General features: G+C 63.1%; 17 protein-coding genes. 11 read left to right on the top strand and 6 right to left on the bottom strand.

Annotation, left to right across the window (positions count from 1 at the left end; all coding sequences use genetic code 11):
- Positions 1-6: 6 nt before the first annotated feature.
- Together DM826_RS02460 and DM826_RS02455 are read right to left on the bottom strand one after the other, a co-directional pair.
- Entirely contained in the window at positions 7-582 is a 576-nt protein-coding gene (locus DM826_RS02460) for a DUF1684 domain-containing protein (RefSeq protein WP_120101065.1), read from the bottom strand.
- 79 nt (positions 583-661) lie between these two features.
- A complete protein-coding gene (locus tag DM826_RS02455) occupies positions 662-2,353 on the bottom strand; it encodes an FAD-dependent oxidoreductase (RefSeq protein ID WP_165853231.1) in 1,692 nt (563 codons plus the stop codon).
- Between the two features lie 207 nt (positions 2,354-2,560).
- Here DM826_RS02455 and DM826_RS02450 point away from each other — a divergent pair, with 207 nt between their 5' ends.
- Complete coding sequence (locus DM826_RS02450; protein ID WP_120101061.1) at positions 2,561-3,805, top strand: FAD-dependent oxidoreductase; 1,245 nt, start codon at positions 2,561-2,563, stop codon at positions 3,803-3,805.
- Between the two features lie 178 nt (positions 3,806-3,983).
- On the opposite strand, the gene DM826_RS02445 is transcribed toward DM826_RS02450, so the two are convergent.
- Positions 3,984-4,556, bottom strand: a complete 573-nt coding sequence (locus DM826_RS02445) for a DsrE/DsrF/DrsH-like family protein (protein ID WP_120101058.1) — start codon at positions 4,554-4,556, stop codon at positions 3,984-3,986.
- A 1-nt stretch (position 4,557) separates the two neighbouring features.
- Positions 4,558-4,803, bottom strand: coding sequence for a sulfurtransferase TusA family protein (locus DM826_RS02440; protein ID WP_120101056.1), 246 nt, complete (start codon positions 4,801-4,803; stop codon positions 4,558-4,560).
- A 270-nt stretch (positions 4,804-5,073) separates the two neighbouring features.
- Here DM826_RS02440 and DM826_RS02435 point away from each other — a divergent pair, with 270 nt between their 5' ends.
- The 5 genes from DM826_RS02435 (at position 5,074) to DM826_RS02415 (ending at position 9,262) form a co-directional block, all read left to right on the top strand.
- Positions 5,074-6,264 (top strand): MBL fold metallo-hydrolase, encoded by a 1,191-nt coding sequence (locus DM826_RS02435; RefSeq protein ID WP_120101054.1) that lies wholly within the window; start codon positions 5,074-5,076, stop codon positions 6,262-6,264.
- Between the two features lie 8 nt (positions 6,265-6,272).
- Positions 6,273-6,764, top strand: a complete 492-nt coding sequence (locus DM826_RS02430) for a YeeE/YedE family protein (protein WP_120101051.1) — start codon at positions 6,273-6,275, stop codon at positions 6,762-6,764.
- Positions 6,761-7,237, top strand: coding sequence for a DUF6691 family protein (locus tag DM826_RS02425; RefSeq protein WP_120101049.1), 477 nt, complete (start codon positions 6,761-6,763; stop codon positions 7,235-7,237). Before DM826_RS02430 ends, DM826_RS02425 begins: the two co-directional genes overlap by 4 nt.
- A gap of 34 nt (positions 7,238-7,271) precedes the next feature.
- On the top strand, positions 7,272-8,450 hold the full coding sequence (locus DM826_RS02420; protein WP_120101046.1) for an inorganic phosphate transporter: 1,179 nt from the start codon (positions 7,272-7,274) through the stop codon (positions 8,448-8,450).
- 80 nt (positions 8,451-8,530) lie between these two features.
- Complete coding sequence (locus tag DM826_RS02415) at positions 8,531-9,262, top strand: DUF2103 domain-containing protein (RefSeq protein ID WP_120101044.1); 732 nt, start codon at positions 8,531-8,533, stop codon at positions 9,260-9,262.
- Positions 9,263-9,283: 21 nt separating this feature from the next.
- Here DM826_RS02415 and DM826_RS02410 read toward each other — a convergent pair whose 3' ends face one another.
- Positions 9,284-9,871 (bottom strand): hypothetical protein, encoded by a 588-nt coding sequence (locus DM826_RS02410; RefSeq protein WP_120101042.1) that lies wholly within the window; start codon positions 9,869-9,871, stop codon positions 9,284-9,286.
- Between the two features lie 243 nt (positions 9,872-10,114).
- On the opposite strand from DM826_RS02410, the gene DM826_RS02405 reads away from it, so the two are divergent.
- From DM826_RS02405 to DM826_RS02385, 5 genes are all read left to right on the top strand, one after another.
- Positions 10,115-11,884, top strand: coding sequence for a cbb3-type cytochrome c oxidase subunit I (locus DM826_RS02405; RefSeq protein WP_120101362.1), 1,770 nt, complete (start codon positions 10,115-10,117; stop codon positions 11,882-11,884).
- Between the two features lie 52 nt (positions 11,885-11,936).
- A complete protein-coding gene (locus DM826_RS02400) occupies positions 11,937-12,440 on the top strand; it encodes a preprotein translocase subunit SecD family protein (protein ID WP_120101039.1) in 504 nt (167 codons plus the stop codon).
- Between the two features lie 177 nt (positions 12,441-12,617).
- Positions 12,618-12,980, top strand: coding sequence for a DUF7520 family protein (locus tag DM826_RS02395; RefSeq protein WP_233735652.1), 363 nt, complete (start codon positions 12,618-12,620; stop codon positions 12,978-12,980).
- Positions 12,981-13,092: 112 nt separating this feature from the next.
- Complete coding sequence (locus tag DM826_RS02390) at positions 13,093-13,362, top strand: DUF5816 domain-containing protein (RefSeq protein WP_120101036.1); 270 nt, start codon at positions 13,093-13,095, stop codon at positions 13,360-13,362.
- Positions 13,363-13,466: 104 nt separating this feature from the next.
- Entirely contained in the window at positions 13,467-14,381 is a 915-nt protein-coding gene (locus DM826_RS02385; RefSeq protein WP_120101033.1) for a MinD/ParA family ATP-binding protein, read from the top strand.
- Between the two features lie 22 nt (positions 14,382-14,403).
- Here DM826_RS02385 and acs read toward each other — a convergent pair whose 3' ends face one another.
- Entirely contained in the window at positions 14,404-16,395 is a 1,992-nt protein-coding gene (gene acs, locus DM826_RS02380; protein ID WP_120101030.1) for an acetate--CoA ligase, read from the bottom strand.
- Positions 16,396-16,442: the final 47 nt, after the last annotated feature.

Raw genomic sequence — 16,442 nt, 5'->3', positions numbered from 1 at the left:
TCCTCTTCAGCGGGGATCGGCAGGTTCACCCGGGAAATCCTGTTCGCCGGCCTCAATGCGGACATCGAGCCAGTTTTCGGGTGGAATCATCGGACACTCGTAGGCGTGGTTGTAGGCACACGTCGGATTGTACGCCGCGTTGAAATCGAGAATCCACCCGTCGTCGACGCGGTGGGTGTCGGGTTCGAGGTCGAGATACCGACCGGCTCCGTAGGTCGTCTCCCCGCTCGTTGCGTCGCGGAACGGCACCCAGAACCGATCTGCCTCCCGATCCGGTCGGTACGCCTGCAGGGTATACGTTTCACCATCAAGCTCGAAGCTGAACGCACCCCAGCGGAGATACGTCTGTTCGCCGTCGGCTGTCGTTTCGACGGTGACCGATTCTTTCGTCTCGTGTTCCTCCAGCGGCACCACGAAGCGATAGGCTGGATCGGGTTCGTAGTAGGCGAGACCCGGAAACGACGCGCCGCGCTGGGCGTCGGGTAGCGGCGACCGCGGTGACCGTTTGAAGTGGTCACGCTTTGCCTCGCGCTGCTGTCTAATGCTGTCGGCCCACCCCTCAGGCGGTGATTCTGCTGCCATACATCAATATTGCTCTTCTAACACAATAACGCTACTGGCAGTGAACCAGGATAGCCCGAGGCAGCTCCAGTGACGGCGGTTACTGTTCTGCTGTCACCGGTTCGGTGTCGGCGGCGTCGGCTTCGTCGCTGTCTACCGCGGCCTCGTAGCGGTAGTAGCCGCCGGTGAGGCTGCTCGCCTCGATGCCGTGTTCAGCGAGAATCCGGGTCGCCATGTAGGAGCTCTTGCCGATCTTGCAGTAGGTGAAGACCTCCTCGTCCGGGTCGGCGTCGGCAGCCCACTCCCGAAGCTTGCCGAGCGGAACGTTCTCGTCGCCGTCGATCCAGCCCTGGGCCTCGCGCATCTCGGGTGGGCGAGTGTCGATGACGGTCGCGTCGTCCTCACGCGCGAGGAACTCATCGAGATGGACGATGTCGGCGACGCCCTCGACGACGTTCGCGCCGATCATCCCCAGCATGTTGACCGGATCCTTGGCGGCCGAGTATGGTGGGGCGTACGCCAGATCGTAATCCCGGATGTCAAAAACGGTGTCTTCGTGGACGATAGCCGTCGCCAACACGTCGGTTCGTTTGTCGACGCCGTCTTCGCCGATGGCCTGTGCGCCAAAGAGCGTCCCGTCGTCGGGATCGAAGAGGAGTTTAAACTGGATCTCGGTCGCGTCGGGGTAGTATTCGGCGTGATCCGGCTGGCTCGTGTAGATCACCTCATAGGACTGTTCCCGTTCGTCGAGCGTCGCGGCGGTGTCGCCGACGGTGCCGACATCGAGGTCGAACACCTTGGCGATCGCCGTATCCAAAACGGGATCGAGTTGGTCGTCGTGGCCCGCGATATCGTTGGCCGCGACGCGACCCATGCGGTTGGCCGGGCCACCGAGCGGTACCCACGCGTTCCCGTCGGCACGGGCTGCCGGTGGGGCGGCCGCATCGCCGACCGCGTGGATCGACTCGACCGAGGTTTGCATTCGCTCGTCGACAGTGATCGCGCCGCTGTCGTGTAACTCGACGCCTGCCGATTCGGCCAGTTCCGTCCGCGGGGTGACACCGGTGGCGACGACAACGAGATCGAAGGTGTGGTCGGTGTCGTCCATCGTGGCGACGACTGTCTCGTCGCCGGGTTCGGTCAGCTCGTCGACGCCGGTCTCCAGCCGAAGATCGATCCCCTGCTCGCGGAGGTGCAACTCGACCATCGCCGCCAGCTCCGGGCCGAGCGCGTTCGGCATCACCTGGTCGAGCAGTTCCGCGACGACCACATCGTGGCCGGCCTCGTGGAGGTTTTCGGCGACTTCGAGCCCGATGTAGCCGCCGCCGATGACGAGTGCGCGCTCGGCGTCGGCGACCTCCTCGCGGATGCCTGTCGCATCCGAAACGGTGCGGAGGGTGTGACAGTGCGCCAGCTCGTCGAGGTCGAACATCGGCGGGACGAGCGGTTCGGCTCCAGTTGCGACGACGAGATCATCGTAGGCGATCGTCATCGACTCGCCGTCGGCGTCGACCACCGAGACGGTCTTTGCGTCCGGATCGATATCGGTCGCCGTGACGCCCGTGCGGATGTCGAGATCGAAGGCGGCACTCAGCTGCTCGACGCCCATCACCGCGAGGTTCTCCTCGGGGACGGTGTCGCTCAGGTGGTAGGGTAGTCCACAGCTCGCATACGAGACGTGTTCGCCCTGTTCGAGGACGATGATCTCGGCGGTCTCATCGAGTCGTCGCAGCCGCGTCGCGGTGCTCATCCCGGCAGCGTTGCCACCGACGATCACATACTGCGGTGTCATAGCTGTGTGAACGGCACAAGACCGCATAAATGGGTGATCGAGTTCTCAGTTGGAAGGAACGCCGAGGCAAACAGTCGAACGACAAACGCGTGCTGTCCATTCGGTGTCGGCATCTGTATTGTATATTTTGTGAACACACTATTCGCTACATTGCCGCATTCATCCCGAAGAAACTATTTTAGGGCTGTATAAACAAGATAGAATTGTATGATACAAACAACAGTGCTGGTCATCGGTGGCGGCGCGACCGGAGCCGGGATCGCCCGCGACCTCGCACTGCGCGGGGTCGATGTGACGCTTGTCGACCGCGATGGCCTCGACAGCGGGACGACAGACCGGTCACACGGGCTGCTCCACAGCGGTGCGCGCTACGCCGAAACTGACCGCCCGAGTGCCGAGGAGAGTATCGCCGAAAACCGGATTCTCAAAGAGATCGCCGGCGAGGCGGTACGGGAGACCGGTGGGCTGTTCGTCCAGCTCGGCGACGACGACCCCGCGTACTTCGATCGGAAGCGCGAGGCCTGCGAGGATATCGGGATTCCAACCGAGGTCATCGACGGTGACGAGGCGAAGGCACGCGCGCCGGGACTCCCTGACGATGTCGAGCGGGCCTTCACCGTCCCCGATGCGATCACCTATCCCGCCCGTCTGGTTGCGATGAACGCAGCGGACGCCCGCGAGCACGGGGCGAGCATCTACCCGCATGCGCCGGTCGAAGAGATGACCGTCGAGAACGGCCGGATCACCAGTGTGTCCGTCGGCGGGATGGTCAACGACGAGATCAGCGCCGAGTACGTCGTCAACGCCGCCGGGCCGTGGGCCGGCAAGATCGGGGCGATGGCTGGCGTCGACATCAATATGTTCCTCTCGCGGGGGGCGATGACCGCCGTCGAGTACGACGAGCTCGACGTGGTGTTGAACCGCGCCCGCGAACCGAGCAACGCCGACATCGTCGTCCCACACGAATCGGAGGTGATCCTCGGGACGACGAGCGTGCCGATCGACGACCCGGACGACTACGACCGTGATCCCGCGGAGATCGACGAACTCCGCACCAAGAGCGCGGAGCTGTTGCCACCCGTCGAGGACGCGCCGGAACGACGCACGTGGTGGGGTGTTCGGCCGTTGTACGCGCCCGACGACGGGGCCGGTGACGGCCGCGATGTCTCGCGGGACTTCTTCCGGCTCGACCACGCGGACGACGGGGTCGAAAACTTCGTCAGCGCGGTCGGTGGCAAGCTCACGACCTACCGGCAGATGGCCGAATCGACGAGCGATCTGGTCGCCGAGCGGTTGGGCGTCGACGCCGAGTCGACGACCGCAGAGCAGGAGCTTATCGGCGCCGACGATCCCGAACTGCTCGATGCGTTCGTCGATGAGTTCAGCGCGGCCGGGATCGCCGACGCAGACACCGTCGCCACCGCGGATCGGCTGTCGCCGGCTGACGACTAAGCTGTTGGCGCACAGCTGTCGTCGAGGTGAAGAACAGAAGCGGTTCAGACACGCAGTAGTCGCCTTTTTTCGAGACAGTGATCAAATAGCGACGCCGTTTGGAACCGCAGCGCAAAATAGTCGGTCTCCCGGCGGCGGCGATCCTGTTGCAACCGCTGGCAAAAGCGCAGTACCCGAATTAGACCAGCAGTTGAATATCTGATTCGGCCATGTGTTGGAGGGCGGTGGCCGCGCCGACGCCGACGGTCACATCGTCGTAGAAGTCGTCCTCGTCGTAGTCCATCAGCTCGATGGTCATCTGACAGGCCTGGAGTTCAACGCCCTGCTCCAAGGAGAGGTCGATCAGTTCCTCGATCGTCGCCGTCCCGTTGTCGTCGATCCGGGACTGCATCATGCGCGTGGCGAGCCGATCCATCCCCGGGAGGGCAGCCAGCGCGTTCGGCATCGGCATGTTGGGGTTGCCGACCGCCGACAGCTGGAGGTTCTGTGACTTCTCCTCGTGGAGAATGTCGAGCCCCCAGAACGTATGGAAGACGACGACATCCCAGCCGAAGGCGGCAGCGGTGCTCGCCAAGATGAGCGGCGGATAGGCCATATCGAAGGTGCCCTGTGTCGCCACGATCGTCATCTTCTGTTGCTCGTCGTCGGCTTCAAGGGCGGCAACCGTCTCCTCTAACTCCTCGACGCGGGCCTGCAGCTCGGCGGCACTCGGCTGGGTACCGTCAGCGGTACTGGATGGCTCTGTGCTCATGTTAGGCCGTCTTCTCGACGTAATGTTTGTACACGTCGCCGTCCTCAACCTGGTCGAGGAGTTCGACGCCGCTGGTGCCAGCCGCCCAGCCGTCGATATCGCTCATGCTGCCCTTGTCGGTCGACAGCACCTCAAGGACGCCGCCTTCCGGCACGTCGTCGATGGCGGATTTGGTTTTGACAACCGGCATTGGACACGATGCACCCTTCACGTCAAGCGTCTCGGTAACGTCGTAGTTTACGCTCATGCTGTGTGGACTCCGTTTGTATTGGAGTTACCCTACAATATTGGAGCAGGATATAAAAGAATACCGATTAGTGTGCATCTCTCAAACAATTACTGTGGCCGCGCCCTGCAACATCTCGCACGTGAAAAGGATATTTAGCCATTTATCTGGTGAATTCGCCGTGCTAACGGCCTGTTTCGCCGCGAGTGGTGCAGCCATCTATATTGTATATATTGGGAATTACTATACAAACTCTTTTGTATCCCCACCCTGTAGAGAGTGATGTCTCACATGGACGCTGACGACTTTCCAACCCCAGATGCAGACGTGACTAGTATCGAGCCGGAAGCGCTGAAAGGCCGGATCGACGACGGCGAGGCGGTCACCATCCTCGATGTGCGGATGGCCTCCGAATACGAGGAGTGGCACATCGACGACGAGAGCGTCGAGTCGATCAACATCCCGTACTTCGAGTTCCTTGACGAGGAGGTCGACGACGTGCTCGAACAGATCCCCGACGACCGCGAGCTCGTCGTGCTCTGTGCGAAGGGTGGTGCCAGCGAGTACGTCGCCGGCACGCTCCTCGAACGCGACTACGACGCGATCCATCTCGAAGACGGGATGAACGGCTGGGCACGGCTCTATGACGCCGTCGAGGTCACCGACTACGATGGAGCCGGCACCCTCCTGCAGTATCAACGCCCCTCCTCGGGCTGTCTTGGCTACTTCGTCTACGATGACGGCGAAGCAGCCGTCATCGACCCGCTACGCGCGTTCACCGACCGCTATCTCGACGACGCCGACGAGCTCGGCGTCGACCTGAAATACGCGCTCGACACGCACATCCACGCCGACCACATCAGCGGCGTTCGCGATCTCGACGACGAGGGCGTCGAGGGCGTCATCCCGGCGGCGGCCGTCGACCGTGGCGTCACCTACGCCGACGAGCTGACGACCGCAGAAGATGGCGACGAGTTCCAAGTCGGCGAGGCGACCATCGAGACGGTCGCCACCCCGGGCCACACCACCGGGATGACCTCCTATCTCGTCGACGACTCGCTGCTGGCGACCGGCGATGGGCTATTCATCGAGAGTGTCGCCCGGCCGGATCTCGAAGAGGGCGACGAGGGCGCGCCCGACGCCGCCCGGATGCTCTACGACTCACTGCAAGAGCGCGTGCTGACGCTGCCCGACGAGACGCTGATCGGCGGGGCACACTTCAGTGACGCCGCCGAGCCAGCCGCCGACGGCACCTACACCGCGCCGATCGGCGATCTCGTCGAGGAGATGGACCCCCTAACGCTGCCGAAAGACGAGTTCGTCGACGAGATCTTGGCGGACATGCCGCCCCGACCGGCCAACTACATCGATATCATCGAAACCAACCTCGGCCAGCAGACGGCCGACGATGAGGAAGCATTCACCCTTGAGCTCGGCCCGAACAACTGCGCGGCCAGCCAAGAGTCGATGGCGGGGGACTGAGCCGACCGATGGTCGCCGACCTCCTCGTCCTGCAGACGGTCGCTGAGCTGTTCCCCAACGGGATCAGCCGGTATGCGATCGGTGGGTTGTTCGTCGGACTCGGCGCGGCCGCGATCTACGCCGGCACCGCGATCAACGCCGGGGCGAGCACGTTTCTTGAGTCGACGCTGTCGTACGTCTCCGATCGCTCGCGGTTCGCCAGATACGCCGGCTCCCGCGACTGGCGGCTCGTGTTCACGCTGGGGATCATCCTCGGGGCGGCCGTCTACGCCGTCGTCTTTCAGGGCGGCGCGTGGACGACCGACGTGGCCCCGTGGCGACTCCTCCTCGGTGGGATCTTCGTCGGGGTCGGCACCCGGATCGGGAAAGGTTGTACCTCCGGCCACGGCGTCTGTGGCGTCGGCTCGGCGTCGAAAACGTCGATCGCGGGGGTGCTCGCCTTCCTGTTGACCGCGATCATCACCGCTCAGGTCGTCGCCGCACTGGGGGTGACGCCATGAGCACCGCCGCAGGCAACGAGGGCCGCCATCCCCTGTTCATGCCGCTGATCCTCGTCGGCGGGCTGATCTTCGGGTTCGGGCTGGGCTACAGCCATATGGCCCGCCCGGAGGTCGTGCTCGACTTCCTGCAGTTCGAGGACTTCGGGCTGCTGTTTGTCATGTTCGGCGGCGCGGCGGTCACCGGGCTTGCCTACATCGTCGTCCCACGGCTATTTGACCGCGCACCACTGACCGGGGACGGCTTCGGTCGCCGGCTGAAATCCTTTGATCGCAACGTGTTGATCGGCGGTGGCATCTTCGGCGTCGGCTGGGGGCTGTCCGGGATCTGTCCGGGCGCGGGGTACGCCAGCCTCGGCGTCGGCAACTTTCCGATCCTGTGGGCGATCGGTGGCATGTTCATCGGCGCCTACGCCCAGGGCGTCTGGCGGAGTCGCAGCGCACAGTCCGATGCCGCACCCGCGAGTGCGGACTAACGGCTGAACCACACGATTCTCTCATCATACTCTCATGGAACTTGCAGCTATCGCGTTGTTTCTCGTCGCTGGACTCGCCAGTCTATTCATGGCGTGGGTGATCGGAGCCGGCTCAAGCGGGGCGACCCCCTTCGCGCCGGCGGTCGGCGCCAACGCCATCCCGACGATGCAGGCCGCCTTCATCGTCGGCCTGCTCGGCTTTGCCGGCGCGATCACCCAAGGCGCCAACGTCTCGGCGACCGTCGGCAGCGGGCTGATCGGCGGCGTTGAGATCCCCGCTGTCGGCGTCATCGTGATCTTACTCGTCGGGGCTGGGCTGATGGCCGTCGGCATCCGCACGGGGTATCCGATCGCCACCGCCTTCACCGTCACCGGCGCAGTCGTCGGCGTCGGGCTGGCGATTGGGGGCGCGCCCGCCTGGGCAACCTACCAGCAGGTCGGTGCCGTCTGGGTGTTGACGCCGGTCGTCGGCGGCGGGATCGCCTACGGGATCGCCAGCGTGTTGCCACGACCAGACGCCCCCGAGACGGTCACCGTCCCCGTGTTGGCGGCGATCGTCGGCGTCGTCCTCGCAAACGTCGAGTTTGCGTTTCTCGGCCCCGGCGGCACGATGGGGTCGCTCACGGGCGCGGTCGGCCGACAGGTCGGCAGCGGACTGGGCACAACCGCCGGCGTTGCCGCCGTGGTTGCCGTGGGGATCGCCGCGGTCGTTCGGTGGGATATCAATCGCGATGAGGCCGGCGGGTTGCGACACGTGCTGCTCGTGTTGGGCTCGCTGGTCGCCTTTTCGGCGGGCGGTAGTCAGGTCGGGCTCGCGGTCGGGCCGCTGCTGCCGCTGTTTTCGACAGTCGGTGCTCTCTCGCCGGCGATCATCCTTGCTGGTGGTGGGGTTGGCATCCTCGCAGGGTCGTGGCTCGGCGCGCCGCGGATGATCAAATCACTCGCCCAGGATTACTCCGATCTCGGCCCCCGGCGGTCGATCGCCGCCCTCGTCCCAGCGTTTCTGATCGCACAGGTGGCAGTACTGCTGGGCGTGCCGGTGTCGTTCAACGAGATCATCGTCAGCGGGATCGTCGGTGGCGGTGCAGCCGTCGGTGGGGGGTCGGCAGTCGACCCCCGAAAACTACTGGTCACCGTCGGTGCGTGGGCCGGTTCGCTTGGGCTGTCGTTTGTCGTCGGCTACGGCGTGATGACCGGACTGCAGGTGGCGTAGTCGCTGTCACTACCGCCATCGGCGACCAGCCAACAGCCGCAAACGAACGGCGTTTTAGGTACCGCGTTGTACAGACAGCTATGGAGTGCCGGCAGTGTCACACCGATCTCGACCGCCCAGGCGACTACTGTTTGGTCTGTGACACCGCCAACTGCGATGCCGTCGTCGCCGTCTTCGAGCGCGATGCGGCGACGCTGACGATGCTCGACGGCGAAACAATCGTCGGCGAGACGACGATCACAACTGTTCCTGAGGTCGACAATACCCACGACGACCGCGCCACCGTGGTTGAACTCCGCAATTTCGCCGGGCGGGTTGCCGACGAGATTCGCCGGAAACGGCCTGAAACAGTCTTTGCCGCCGGCGAGCGCGACCCGCTGCGAGAGACCCGCAAACAACTCCACTACGAGTTTTATCGCGTCCCGGATGAGACGCCCGTCGAGACGGTGCGCAACCGCCGCGGCGAATCAGCCCTTGAGGTCGTCGACATCCCGCCACGGGAGAAGATCGGCGGGAGCCACTCAACGATCATCGGCGATCGCGCCGGCCGCAACGCCATCAGCATCGTTGCCGACCACCCCCATATTAAGAAAATCATCCCCGGGCCGATCGATGCCGGCGGTAAGGGCTCACAGAGCAGTCTCCGCGCGAAGATCACCCGCGCCGACCACAACGGCAACGTCCGCATGCTGCTGCGGGATGGCTCCAGTGTTCAGGAAAACCGGCTGGTGACAACCGCGCCTGATCTGGAGACGGGTGAACGCGTGCGGGCGGATCTGAATGAAGCTTTGGAGGACGCGGAACTCAAATAGCGGCGGTCAGTCGACCGACGCTCAGCGTGTCTGCGTCGACCGTGGTTTGGACGTAGGAACGTCATCCGGACACCGCCAGCCCAGCGGTTTCAGTTGCTGTGTGTAGAAGGCGGTGAGGCTCTCGGTGAAAACGACCTCAAAACTGCCGCGGTACTCCGTCCCACGTCGACTGCGAGTTGTCGTCGCTGATCGCGGGGCGCGTCGAAGCACGATCGCCCGCCGCCCCGACGGCAGGGTGTAGGCCGTCACCGACCCTTCGCCGACGCAGGTGGGTGGTCGCACCAATCGACTGTCGGTCGCGGTCGCTTGCTGTGGGGTTGGCTGGTCTTGTGTCCGACCACGAGTCTCGTATTTTCGGAGTTGCAGATGCTGTTGATCGAGGCCGTTGAGTTCGGCACAGAGCTGTTTCCACTGCCGAACGCGATAGCGAACGTCTGCAGTATTGGGGATGTCAGTGTTGGCAAACCCCGTTGCCAGATGCGTCGAGAGTGTCTTGCTGACCGCCCCAAAGGAACGATCAGTCTGATTGGTGATAACAAGTGAGATCTCGGGGATGGTTCCATCCGGAAACCGATCCTCGTAATCCTTCAGTAGCTGTTTGGCCCCCATCTGCGTCCCCCAGTTGTCAGTTAGTTGAATTAGCCAGTATATAAATCCATTTTTGTAGTCCGCTGTATATTCAGTTGCAGTTACAATTTTGGCAGCCAAGGAGCCGGATGAATGTGGGAGTGAAGCAGCGACCTCAGCGAGCATCCCTCCACCGATCAGCCGGTGGGACCCGAATCATTCTTAGGGTACGATGTCCATACCAATTGTATGGAACTCAACGCGCAGATCGCAGTGACCGTGCTGATGGGGGTGTTCCTCGTCGCGGTCGCCACGTTCCTCACACGAATTGAGAACTGGCGATCGTACACCCCTGTCGGCGGTGGGGGCTCCTTCATCGAGGAGTCCGGTTACATTGACGAAGAGAAACCGGCCGGGATCATCCGGTGGCTAACGACCGTCGACCACAAGGATATCGGCATCCTCTACGGGCTGTACGGCATCATCGCCTTCGCGGTCGGCGGCCTGATGGTCACCCTCATGCGGTTCGATCTCGTGACCTCCTCATCACTACTCGGCACATCGACGTACAACGCCTTGCTGACCAGCCACGGGATCACGATGCTGTTCCTCTTCGGGACGCCGATTATCGCGGCGTTCGCCAACTACCTCGTCCCGCTGATCATCGGGGCCGACGACATGGCGTTCCCCCGAATCAACGCCATCGCCTTCTGGCTGTTGCCGCCAGCCGCACTGCTGATCTGGGCCGGCTTTTTCGCCAAACCGCTGGGCCTGTTTGGGCCCGCCCAGACGGCCTGGACGATGTACACGCCGCTGTCGCTTGGGGCCGTTGGGCCGAGTGCTGACGCCGTCGGCGGTGCCGGCGTCGACCTCATGCTGCTCGGGCTGCATCTCTCTGGGGTTGCGGCGACGATGGGCGCAATCAACTTCATCGCCACCATCTTCACCCACCGCGGCGAGGAGGTTTCCTGGGCGAACCTCGATATCTTCTCGTGGACGATTCTCACTCAGTCTGGGCTGATCCTCTTTGCGTTCCCGCTGCTCGGCAGCGCGCTGCTGATGTTGCTGGCCGACCGGAACTTCGGCACCGCCTTCTTCCTGACTGATGGCGGTAACATCCTCTGGCAGCATCTCTTTTGGTTCTTCGGCCACCCCGAGGTCTACATCCTCGTGTTGCCGATGATGGGGATCGTCAGCTACGTCCTCCCGCGGTTTGCTGGCCGGAAGCTGTTCGGCTTCAAGTTCGTTGTCTACTCCACGCTGGCGATCGGCGTGCTGTCGTTCGGCGTCTGGGCCCACCACATGTTCGCGACCGGCATTGACCCCCGCGTCCGGGCGTCGTTCATGGCGGTGTCGATGGCGATTGCGATCCCCTCTGCGGTGAAGACATTCAACTGGATTACGACGCTGTGGAACGGCCGGGTGCGGCTGACGACGCCGATGCTGTTCTGTATCGGCTTCATCTCGAACTTCATCATCGGCGGTGTCACCGGCGTCTTCCTCGCGTCGATCCCGATCGACCTCGTGCTCCACGACACCTACTACGTGGTGGGTCACTTCCACTACGTCGTGATGGGGGCGATCGCCTTCGCCGGCTTTGCGGGTATCTACTACTGGTTCCCGCTGGTCACCAACCGGATGTACCAGGCCAGTCTCGGCAAGGCCCACTTCTGGCTCACGATGGTCGGCAGCAACATCACGTTCCTCGCGATGATCCTGCTGGGCTACGGTGGGATGCCGCGGCGGTACGCGACATACCTACCGCAGTTTGCGACGCTCCACCAGGTCGCCACGCTCGGAGCCTTCCTACTGTTGATCGGCCAGATCATCTGGCTGTACAATATGGTCTCCTCGTGGTTTGAGGGCAAACGCGTCGAAAGCGGCGATCCATGGGATCTCCGCCAAGACAACGTGCGCACCGTCGAGTGGCAATGGTTCGAGCAGAAACTCGACACCCAGATCGCAACCGACGGTGGCGACGAGGAGGTCGCAACCGACGGCGGCAAGCCGGCCGATGAGGCGGAGGCAGTCGCTGAGGAACGCGACGACGACTGATCGGCGCGGACTGACACGGTCTTTTTTCACCACCAGCTGTTGAGGGACTGATATGCTGCGACGAGAAGTGATCCTTGCATCCGGCGGAGTGCTCGCCACCGGGAGCATCGCCGGCTGTCTGGAACAGCCAACAGGGTCAGCGGCTGATGACGAAGACTCAGTAAATAGCGGGGCAAACGAGATCAACGACGACGCTGCACTGGAGGCAACACTCGAAGTCGGCGACGACAGCCGGACGTTGTTTACGACCACCGACATCGCACGTGTCGGTGCCGTCTCAACACGACCACAGACCGGGCCGTCGGTACCGATCGAACTCACCGCGGCGGGAACCGAATCGGTCACCCAGACAGCCGCCGCTGTCGACCTTGAGACCAGCTACGAGACGGCAACGATCACGATCACCCTTGATCGGGAACGAATCAATCAGTTCGGAATCAACGCTGAGCTCGCCATGGAGATAGCGGGCGGCGAGTGGAGCGGCCGGTTCGTCCTCACCTTTGCCGACGAGGCCGCGGCCAACACGTTCCGCGGTCGGCTGCTCGCTGACGGCTGAATCGGCGTCGGCTGACTACATCACCAGCACAATGCCGGTCACAAACATCATCAGCGCGATCCCGCCGAGAACGATTCCGAGCAGATCGCTGTCATCCATACACGGTGTTGGGCTGCCGGGGGCAAAACGACATCGGTCGGACGAAACGGGTAACCGGCTGCCGACCGCACAACGGATATGGCTACGAACGTCGGCGGGCGACGGCTCGTCGTTGGGATCTACGTCGGCATCGTCTGTTTTACCGGGGTTGCCGGCTACCTCGCAGCGGGCGTCGTCGGTCAGATCGAGCCACCACGACTGCTGTTTCTGATTCCGTTACCGGCAACCCGGCTTGGGTTGGCCGCCTACGGCGCGATCACGATCGCGCTCATTCTCGGCGTGCTCCTGATCGCCGTCACCGTCGTCGCCGACCGTGTCGACGATGTAGAGCCGGAGAGCATCGGCACCCAAGCGACCACCGACGAGCGGACAGAATCGACGACCGACGACGACGAGCGAACCGAATCCACAGCCGATAGCAACGACGACGCGAACCGGTGACGGCGGCCGCCGCCGCACAGCCGCAGCGAGGAGAGTGATCGTAAATCGAACAGCTGTCCAGGTTTATCGAACGGACGCACATCTTTAGTCATTGTACATGATAGACTGTGCTATGAGTGCCGACCCTGCAGACGGTGATGTGTTGACCGCCGCGGTGCGAACCGCCGACGGCACCGGGTATGCCGCGTACAACGAGCGCGCCGACGGCTCGGTTGCCCCATTCTATGTCGTCTACGCCGACAGCGACCGCAGCGAGCGATACGGGTTCATCTGTGGTGCCTGTGGCAGTCTCGCTGTCGGGATGGATCCGATGGGACGGCTCGATTGCGAGGAGTGTGCCAACAGCCGCAAGGCGTCCCAGTGGGACGCGGCCTATCTCTGAGAGACACTCGGCTTGCAGCTCACGACGCGACGACCGGACGACCGTCCCAATGGTCGACATGTTAATAACATGGATTTATGCCTGTGTCGGCGTGAGTGGCGAACATGGGTGACGGGCGCGTTATCGCAGTCGCGGGGGCGAAAGGCGGCGTCGGGAAGACGACGACCGCGATCAACCTAGGGGTGGCGCTCGCCCAAGCCGGCCAGACAGTGGCCGTTGTCGAACTCGATTTGGCGATGGCAAACATCGTCGACTTTCTGCAGTTCGAACCCGAACGCACCCTCCACGACGTGTTGTCTGGCACCGCCCCAACAACCGAGGCGCTGTATCCGATCGACGACCGGATGCACGTCCTACCGTCGGGCACCGAGTTGGCGGAGTTCAACGCGATCAACGTCGCCGCGCTCGCGCCGGTAATCCGGAGCCTTCGGCCGGCCTACGATTTTGTGCTGCTTGATACCGCCGCCGGCGTCAGCCCCGAGACGATCTATCCGCTCCGATTGGCCGATGAGGTACTAATCGTCTCAACGCCGCGGGTCGCCTCGATCCGCGATGCCAAGAAGACCATCGAGTTGGCCCACCGCGTCAACGGTGAGGTGATGGGCGTCGTCTTCGTCCGCGCGGGCACTGGCCGCGCGCCGCCGCCCGAACGGCTGGCGACATTCCTCGAAACCGACCTGATCGGCGCGGTGCCGGAAGACGAGACGGTCGCGGCCGCCCAAGATATGAGCCAGCCGATCTGTCTGTTCGATCCGGACAGCCCGGCAGCAATGGCGTATCAGGAGATCGCTGACGCCCTCGTCCTTGGCGATGGGACGGACGACGAGGATGATGATGACTCCGTGCTCGGTATGGGCGGCGTCGCCGACCTCCAAAACGCCGAGGAGATCGCCAAAAGCGCGGCCGAAGCCGATCCTGACGGGATGGACGGGGCGACCAAACCGCTCGAAGGCGATGAGCTCACCACCGGCGACCCCGATGACAACGGCTTCGAGTTTGTGAAACGAAAAGGCGAATAACTGATCGTCGGTGCCGCCTGAGTCAGTCGTCGCCGCCCGCGGCCGTCTGAATGTCGTCGACGATCTCAGGGTTGCGGAGGGTGCTCGTATCTCCTAACTCGTCGTCGTTGGCGATGTTTTCAAGCAGGCGACGCATGATCTTCCCCGAGCGCGTTTTCGGGAGTTCCGGCGTGAAGACGACCTTTTCCGGGCGAGCGATCGGGCCGATGGCGTCTTCGACACCCTCGATAACTCGCTCGCGGAGCTCCTCGTCTTCCTCGTAGCCATCCTCGGTGATGACGTAGGCGTAGACTGCCTCGCCTTTGATCTCGTGGTCGCCGCCGACGACAGCGGCTTCGGCGACGCCTTCGACGCCGACGATCGCGGATTCGATCTCCATCGTGCCGAGGCGGTGGCCCGACACATTGAGTACGTCGTCGACACGGCCGAGAACAGTAAAGTAGCCGTCCTCGTCGAGCTTCGCGCCGTCCTCGGGGAAGTATACCCAGTCCGCCGAATCGTTGCTGTCGACCTGTGAGTATTCCCGCCAGTATTCGTTGATGAAGCGGTCGTCGTTGTTGTACAGCGTTCGCAACATGCCGGGCCACGGTTTGTTGACGACGAGATAGCCGGCCTCGCCTGCACCGACCGGGCTGCCGCGAACGTCGACGATGTCGGCACTAACCCCCGGCAGCGGCGGCCCCGCCGAACCGGGTTTCATCTCGCCGATCGCCGGCAGCGTCGTCAGCATCATCCCGCCGGTTTCGGTCTGCCACCAGGTGTCGACGATGGGGCAGGACTCGTCGCCGATATGTTTGTAGTACCACTTCCACGCACGCGGGTTGATCGGCTCGCCGACGGTGCCAAGCAGCCGCAACGAGGAGAGATCATTCGCGTCGGGGTACTCCGTGCCCCACTTCATGAACGAGCGGATCGCCGTCGGCGCGGTGTACAGCTGGTTGGCTTCGTATTCCTCGATGATCTCCCACAGTCGGTGGCGATCGGGATAATCCGGCGTCCCCTCGTACATCATCGTCGTCGTGCCCAAGGCGAGCGGCCCGTAGACGATGTAGGAGTGGCCGGTGATCCAGCCGATATCGGCCGCACAGAAGTAGGTGTCCTCAGGTTTGATATCGAGGACAGCATGCGAGGTCCAACTCGCCCACGAGAGGTAGCCACCCGTCGTGTGTTTGACCCCCTTTGGCTGGCCGGTCGTTCCGGAGGTGTACATCAAGAATAGCATGTCCTCCGCACTGCGGGAAACAGGGTCGACCATCTCGCCGTCGTGGGCGGCGACGAGGTCAGCGTAGGTGTCGTGGCCCGAGAGATCGTGATCGAAGCCATCGTCGTCGGGGAGGCGATTGACGACGATCGTATCGGTGTCGTGGTCAACATCGGCCAGCCCCTCGGTCGCTTTTTCGAAGTGGTTCAGGGGGTCGCCGCGGCGGTAGTAGCCATCACAGGTGACCAGATGCTCGGAGTCGGCGGAATTCATTCGCGTCGCCAAGGCGTCGGCCGAAAAGCCCGCGAAGACGACCGAATGCGGCGCGCCGATCCTGGCACACGCCAGCATGGCGATCGGGAGCTCCGGGATCATCGGCATGTACAGCGTGACGATATCGTCTTCTTCGACGCCCTGGGCGCGGAGGGCGGCAGCAAAGGCGTTGACCTCGTCGTGGAGCTCCTGGTAGGTGTAGGTGCGGTTGGCCTCGTCGGTCGGTTCGCCGACCCACTCGATGGCGGCCTCGTCGCCGCGCTCGTCGAGATGGCGGTCGAGACAGTTTGCCGAGGCGTTCAGTTCGCCGTCAGCAAACCACTCATAGAACGGCGGGTTGCTGTCGTCGAGAATCTCAGTATACTCGGTGTCCCAATCGAGGAGGTCGGCCGCCTGCGTCCAGCAGTCCGGCCAGTTGGTCTCAAACTCGTCGTAGATGTCGGGGTCGGTGACGTTCGCCTGCTCGACGAAGTCAGCCGGCGGTTCGAAGGAATCCTGTTCGGCGAGTCTGGCTTCGAGGTCAACATCGGGATCAGCCATTGGTATCTGATCTCACTTGATTGTCCATGATAAATCTACTCACCATC

The organism is Halonotius aquaticus, from assembly GCF_003605575.1.
Classification (GTDB): Archaea; Halobacteriota; Halobacteria; order Halobacteriales; family Haloferacaceae; genus Halonotius; species Halonotius aquaticus.
This window is presented reverse-complemented; position numbering and strand designations above follow the sequence as displayed.